Origin of the sequence: Acinetobacter sp. 226 (assembly GCF_048147925.1) — a bacterium.
Classification (GTDB): Bacteria; Pseudomonadota; Gammaproteobacteria; order Pseudomonadales; family Moraxellaceae; genus Acinetobacter; species Acinetobacter pecorum.
The window spans coordinates 94,765-100,826 of record NZ_JAYWYX010000011.1; the positions used below are offsets into that span (position 1 = coordinate 94,765).

At 39.7% G+C, this 6,062-nt stretch carries 8 protein-coding genes; 4 read left to right on the top strand and 4 right to left on the bottom strand.

The annotated features are described in order from the left end of the window. Positions 1 to 8 precede the first annotated feature (8 nt). Positions 9 to 656 (bottom strand): TetR/AcrR family transcriptional regulator, encoded by a 648-nt coding sequence (locus VXP95_RS07155; RefSeq protein WP_191731164.1) that lies wholly within the window; start codon positions 654 to 656, stop codon positions 9 to 11. Between the two features lie 231 nt (positions 657 to 887). On the opposite strand from VXP95_RS07155, the gene prpB reads away from it, so the two are divergent. Continuing rightward, positions 888 to 1,772 carry a methylisocitrate lyase gene (gene prpB / locus VXP95_RS07160; RefSeq protein ID WP_416680050.1) on the top strand — a complete coding sequence of 295 codons (885 nt, stop codon included), beginning with the start codon at positions 888 to 890 and terminating at the stop codon, positions 1,770 to 1,772. A 4-nt stretch (positions 1,773 to 1,776) separates the two neighbouring features. Continuing rightward, positions 1,777 to 2,916: a bifunctional 2-methylcitrate synthase/citrate synthase gene (gene prpC, locus VXP95_RS07165; protein WP_005246530.1), complete on the top strand. Its 1,140-nt coding sequence runs from the start codon at positions 1,777 to 1,779 to the stop codon at positions 2,914 to 2,916. A gap of 65 nt (positions 2,917 to 2,981) precedes the next feature. Here prpC and VXP95_RS07170 read toward each other — a convergent pair whose 3' ends face one another. Next, on the bottom strand, positions 2,982 to 3,602 hold the full coding sequence (locus tag VXP95_RS07170) for an aminotransferase (protein ID WP_416711758.1): 621 nt from the start codon (positions 3,600 to 3,602) through the stop codon (positions 2,982 to 2,984). Positions 3,603 to 3,706: 104 nt separating this feature from the next. Further along, positions 3,707 to 4,183 (bottom strand): CinA family protein, encoded by a 477-nt coding sequence (locus VXP95_RS07175; protein WP_064096108.1) that lies wholly within the window; start codon positions 4,181 to 4,183, stop codon positions 3,707 to 3,709. 253 nt (positions 4,184 to 4,436) lie between these two features. Here VXP95_RS07175 and VXP95_RS07180 point away from each other — a divergent pair, with 253 nt between their 5' ends. Continuing rightward, a complete protein-coding gene (locus VXP95_RS07180) occupies positions 4,437 to 4,667 on the top strand; it encodes a hypothetical protein (protein WP_064102078.1) in 231 nt (76 codons plus the stop codon). A gap of 602 nt (positions 4,668 to 5,269) precedes the next feature. After that, entirely contained in the window at positions 5,270 to 5,521 is a 252-nt protein-coding gene (locus tag VXP95_RS07185) for a hypothetical protein (protein WP_416711759.1), read from the top strand. 134 nt (positions 5,522 to 5,655) lie between these two features. On the opposite strand, the gene VXP95_RS07190 is transcribed toward VXP95_RS07185, so the two are convergent. Further along, positions 5,656 to 6,000, bottom strand: a complete 345-nt coding sequence (locus tag VXP95_RS07190; RefSeq protein WP_416711762.1) for a hypothetical protein — start codon at positions 5,998 to 6,000, stop codon at positions 5,656 to 5,658. Positions 6,001 to 6,062 lie beyond the last annotated feature (62 nt).

Here is a 6,062-nt window from a genome sequence, read left to right on the forward strand (position 1 = left end):
CAAAAAAACTAGACTTTTTGATGACCGTCTAAAAAGCGATCTACACAATAACTGATGTATTTGTCGATTTCCTGATCATCTTCCTGTACCGGAATTCCCATCAGGATGCGCCATTCCAGATTGCGTAAAATACCAAAATACAGCTGTGCTGAATATTGAGGATTTTCGCAATGTAATAAACCTTGTACATCTGCTTGTTCTAAAGCCGTTGCAATGGCACTTTGTACATGCACTGGGCCACGCTCATGAATATGCTGGGCGAGCTCAGGATTACGCTGACTCTGTTCCAGAACCAGACGCATAAAAGCGGAATTCTCTGGTTGCATGATCTGATGATAAAAATTGAGCAAGGTGTGTACCAAATAACTACGAAAATCCAGTGCCATCAGTTCAATGGGAATACTGATATCTTCAAAAAACTTGATACGGCGGTAATCACAGATGGCTTTAAACAAACCTTCTTTATTACCAAAGTATTTATAAATAGATGCTTTGGAACCACCGGCATGCTGCACGATATCATCCAGAGAGACAGCATCATAACCCCGTTCCAGAAACAGCTCGGTTGCACTGTTTAGTAAAGCAATACAACGCTCATGACCGCGTTTGGTTTGCGGCAGGTCTTTAGCGAGCGGTTCTAGGGAGAGGTCTTGCATAGGAGATAGTACATCAACATGTCAATAGAGATTGAAACGCCATCATAGCAAATATATGCACATATTTCATAATTGCGCCGGATAAGTGCAGTATTTGCTGGATTAGGTAAAGCAAAACTTAAAAATTTGACTAAAGTTTTAGAGTATTTGTTCTATCGGGTTATGGAATGAGCAAGCCAAATGAGTATACTCGAATTTCAATAATTATAGCCAAGACTGTGGAAAAGGAAGATGACAGAACAAATGTCTGCAGGTTTAAGATTTAGACAAGCGCTTGAAGTCGAGAAACCATTGCAAATTATGGGCACAGTAAATGCCTATGCTGCCATGATGGCCAAACAGGTCGGTTATAAAGCCATTTATTTATCAGGTGCGGGTGTCGCGAATTATTCTTATGGTTTGCCTGATCTGGGCATGACCAGCCTAGATAATGTTCTTGAAGATGTACGCCGGATCACTGAGCGTGTCGATACCCCTTTATTGGTCGATATTGATACCGGATGGGGCGGTGCATTAAATATTGCCCGCACGATCAAGCAGATGATTGCAGCAGGAGCCGCTGCAGTTCATATTGAAGACCAGGTTGCACAGAAACGTTGTGGTCACCGTCCAAATAAAGAAATCGTATCGCAACAGGAAATGGTCGATCGTATCAAAGCGGCTGTAGATGCGAAAACCGATTCAAACTTTGTGGTAATGGCGCGTACCGATGCGCTGCAAAAAGAAGGCCTGCAAGCCGTGATTGATCGTGCTTGTGCCTGTGTTGAAGCCGGTGCTGATGCAATATTTGCCGAAGCAATGACCGATATTACCATGTACCGTACAGTATGTGATGCAGTCGGTGTGCCCGTCCTGGCGAATATTACCGAATTTGGTGATACACCGTATTACACAGTTGATGAACTGGCGGAGCAGGGTATTGGCATGGTGCTGTATCCATTGTCAGCGACGCGTGCAATGCAAAAAGCCGCACTTGAGGTGATGCGGTCGGTACGTGAACACGGCACTCAGGTAAATGTTCTGGATCTCATGCAACAACGAAAAGAACTCTACGAATTTTTAGATTATCACAGCTTCGAAGACACATTAGATAAACTGTTTAAACAGGAGAATTAAAAAAATGGCTGAAGGAAAAGTACTCACTGGCGCAGGATTGCGCGGACAAGTGGCAGGTAAAACCTCACTCTCAACAGTAGGCAAAAGTGGCGCAGGCCTGACCTATCGCGGCTATGACGTGCAGGATCTGGCTGAACATTGCCAGTTTGAAGAAGTCGCTTATCTGATTTTCTTTGGCGAATTGCCGACAGCAGAGCAATTGGCCGCCTATAAAGCTAAACTGAAATCATTACGCACTTTACCCCAGGCGTTAAAAGAAGTGCTTGAGCGTATTCCTGCCGATTCACACCCAATGGATGTGATGCGTACTGGTGTTTCCATGCTGGGAAATCTTGAAACTGAGCAGTCTTTTGAGCAGCAACAGGATATCGCAGACCGTATTTTGGCAACTTTGCCGGCAATCATTTGTTACTGGTATCGTTATAGCCATGACGGCGTGCGTATTGAAGAAAATACTGACGATGCTTCAATTGGTGCACAGTTCCTGCATCTTCTGCATGGTGAAAAACCAAATGAGCTACATGAACAGGTAATGAATGTTTCCTTGATTCTGTATGCAGAGCATGAATTCAATGCTTCGACTTTTACCGCTCGTGTGTGTGCATCAACGCTGTCCGATATGCATTCCTGTATTACCGGCGCAATTGGTTCCTTGCGTGGCCCTTTACATGGCGGTGCCAATGAAGCTGCAATGGACATGATCGAAAACTGGACGTCGCCTGAAGAAGCTGAACGTGAAATGCTGGGTATGCTGGAACGTAAAGAAAAAATCATGGGCTTCGGGCATGCGATCTATAAGGACAATGATCCGCGTAATGGCATCATCAAAGTCTGGTCTGAACGTTTAGCCAAAGATGTCGGTGACACGGTACTGTATCCAGTCTCAGTGCGCTGCGAAGAAGTGATGTGGCGTGAGAAGAAATTATTCTGTAATGCGGATTTCTTCCATGCATCTGCTTATCACTTCATGGGTATTCCAACCAAGCTGTTTACCCCAATCTTTGTTATGTCACGTGTGACAGGCTGGTCAGCGCATGTGATGGAACAACGTGCAGACAACCGTATTATCCGTCCAAGCGCAGACTATACCGGGCCAGAGTTGCGTAAAGTAGTGCCAATCGCTGAACGTTCTACCGCAGCTTAATCTGTTTCTGTAGTAAAAATAAAAAATAAGGTCTCAATTGAGACCTTATTTTTTTATCGGTTTCGTTATCGGCTTAACAGTGCCGGATCTTCAATGCTATAACCTGTTTCAAAAGGAATGCCTAAGTATTTTACTGTTACCAGAGTTTTATTCTGTCGCGGAACTTTATAGGCTTGGCTAATTTTCAAGCCTTTCTGATAACTAACTGCTGACTGAACCGGGCTTTTTTGTGCGCCAGATTTCACTTGATATTGATAGGTCCATTTTGGCACTTTTTCATTCGGATCATGCCAGGCAGGCGCGCTACCTTTTGTTGTCTTTAACACCTTAAGCTGTGGCTTTGATTTTTGAATCGGACTCAATGGGACTAAACGTTTTTTGATTTTGGCAATGTCCTGATCAAACTTGCGGCTATCCTGATCATAATCGATGCGCTTGGTTTTAGGATTGATATATAAGGAATTGACCTGAATCAGCTGATTCGGTGTTTTAGATTTAAAATTATAATAATACAGTTGAGGCAAGCGTCCACGACCATCAAGGTAATGACGAAGGATATAAAGTTTTTGTTCTTTGACTTCATAGCCTAAAACTTCAATATTTTGTGGACCGCCTACTGTAGCGAAAGCCAGACCGGGCAAGCTAAGAGGGAGCAGAAGCAGTGCGGTTTTAATATTCATGGTCATTCCACTCTCAAAAAAAAATAGATTGGCAACTAATCATGCCAATCTATCCTAAAATACGGTAGAAATAATGAAGCTTATTCAGGCTACACAGTAACTTTGAAAGCTTAGCGGTTATTCAGCAGATTGATCATGTCATGTGCAACCGCTGCCGACAGTTTGTTGAGGCGTTCAAGTGGTGAGCCTTTGAGATAATACTGAAACTGATGGATTTGCGTGCCATCATTAATGGCCACAAAAAATGTTCCTTCCGGTTTCTCTGGTGTCGCGCTACCACCTGGTTTAAGCAATCCGGTACAGGCGATAATCCAGTCAGCATTACGAAACATTTTTTTACCTGCTTCCGCCAGCGCAACAGTTACCGGCATAGATTCGGCAGTATGACTATTAATCAAGGTTTTAGAGATACCCAATACTGAAGTCTTGACACTTACATCGTAGCAGATCAAACCACCAAGCAGAATTTCGGCACCTTCACCTTTACAGATGGAGAACTGGCTGCTGAGATATCCAGAACTTGCGCTTTCGATAAAGGCAATTTTTATATTTTTCTCTTCGAGTAAGCTGCAACAGGTTTTTATCATAGTCTCTCTATTTCTTTGTGGGAGTAGTGATTGTCGATCAATCTAGACAGATTTTTCCATCCATTAACTTCAAGTATATTTATATTTTTATGAAAATTAAAACTATTTTCAGAGATAAGTGTAATTTCATGTTGTTTGGACTTTATAGTCTGAGTGGTTAAAGCTTGGGCTATTTTCATAAATAGAGGTTTCTTCTCAAGCGGAACAGTGGTAAAAATAAAAATAAAGTGCTTAGTAAAAGTAGGGCGTTGGAATGCAAACCACAGTAAAATATGTTGTCTTGAAAAGTCTTGACTATCAATTGGGAACACCGTTATTTCAGGAAGAAATCGATGCTGATGGTCAATATTTTGATCAGATTCCAAGCACGCTTTCTTATCAGAACTTACAGTTTAAGGTGATAAGCAAGGAGCTTAAACGTTTACATCTAGCTGAAGAGCAGGAAGATACTCAGACTATTATTGTTAAAGTGGTCAATATCTAATAAAAAATGAGTCTAATAAGTCTCCTTAAAGGAGACTTATTATATAGAAGTGATCTAATAAAGATAATTTAAAACAATGAGTTTACCTAAATTAATAGTAAAAAAAAGAAAAAATTATTTAAGTCAAAATCAAGATAAAATCTATAAACAAAAATTATTATTGAGGAAATTATTTTAATTATCGTATTAAGATGTGTTTAAAATATTTTAAAAAATGGATTATGAATATTTAATTCGATTTTCAAAAAATATTGCAAAAGATAAATTTTTTTATATATTTATAAATATCAAAAGTATAAGTTATGGTAGGTTGTATTTAATAATATTTTTCAATTTTTCTATATATAAAACAGAGCTTAAGTTATTTCTTTTATTGGATAATAGTTTTGATTTTTATATCTTTCCTTATGTTTCTTTTGCATTATATTAGGTGATTTATGTTGCTCATTAATCTCCACTTCAATTACTTAGCTTACTATTTTTTACATTGAATTAAACTGTAACAGGTCAAAGGTTGGATAAATCTAAAAAATGAGTAGAGTGGTTATTAAGTCGAAACTCTATCGGCTTTTAATTTAAAGCAAATAGTAAGGAATACCACCATGGCTAATAACCAACAGCAAGACCAACAGAACCAACAACAGCAACAGCAAAATCAACAACGCAATCAAGATCAACAGCGTCAGCAAAATAACCAGCAAAATCCAAATCAGCAACAACACAACCAGCAGCAACAACAGCCGCAGAGTCAAAGTAATCAGCAACAACAGCAGCAACCGCAGCGCAATCAGCAACAAAACCAGCAAGGCCAACAGCAACAACAGCCACAGCAAAAAAGTAACCAGCAACAATAAAATTCACGAAATCAACAAGATGAGTGAAAAATAAAGCGTTAATTCTTTCCAGAATATACGCTATTTATAAAAAACCGCCTGAATAAGGCGGTTTTTTATGCATTTACTTTTTCTTATAAAATTGAATATATCAACTAGGAACACTGAATATTAGCTTTCTGCTTGTAGAAATTCAGCGCATTGTCTAGATCTTGGAGTAGATCCTTTTCTGTATATTCCTGAGGGGCAAGTTGTAGTAGTGCTGGCATGTAATTATTTTTATATTCTTCAGGATACTGGTTACAGAGGATGCGGATTCTTTCTTCTATACTAATTGTTGAAGAATCTAGTTTATCCAGATAAACACTGAGCTGGTTATCTGACTGTTCAAACTGTGCTCTGATATTTGAATCAGGTTTGGCTGAGCTCTCTGCTTGTTGTTTTTGGCAACCACATATTGCCACGCTCATCAAGACAGTAATCAGGGCTTTGTTGCACAAACCTATCTGTAAAGGGTTTTTCAGCGATATAATTTCTAAATGAAGAAGCCTACACACAAAAT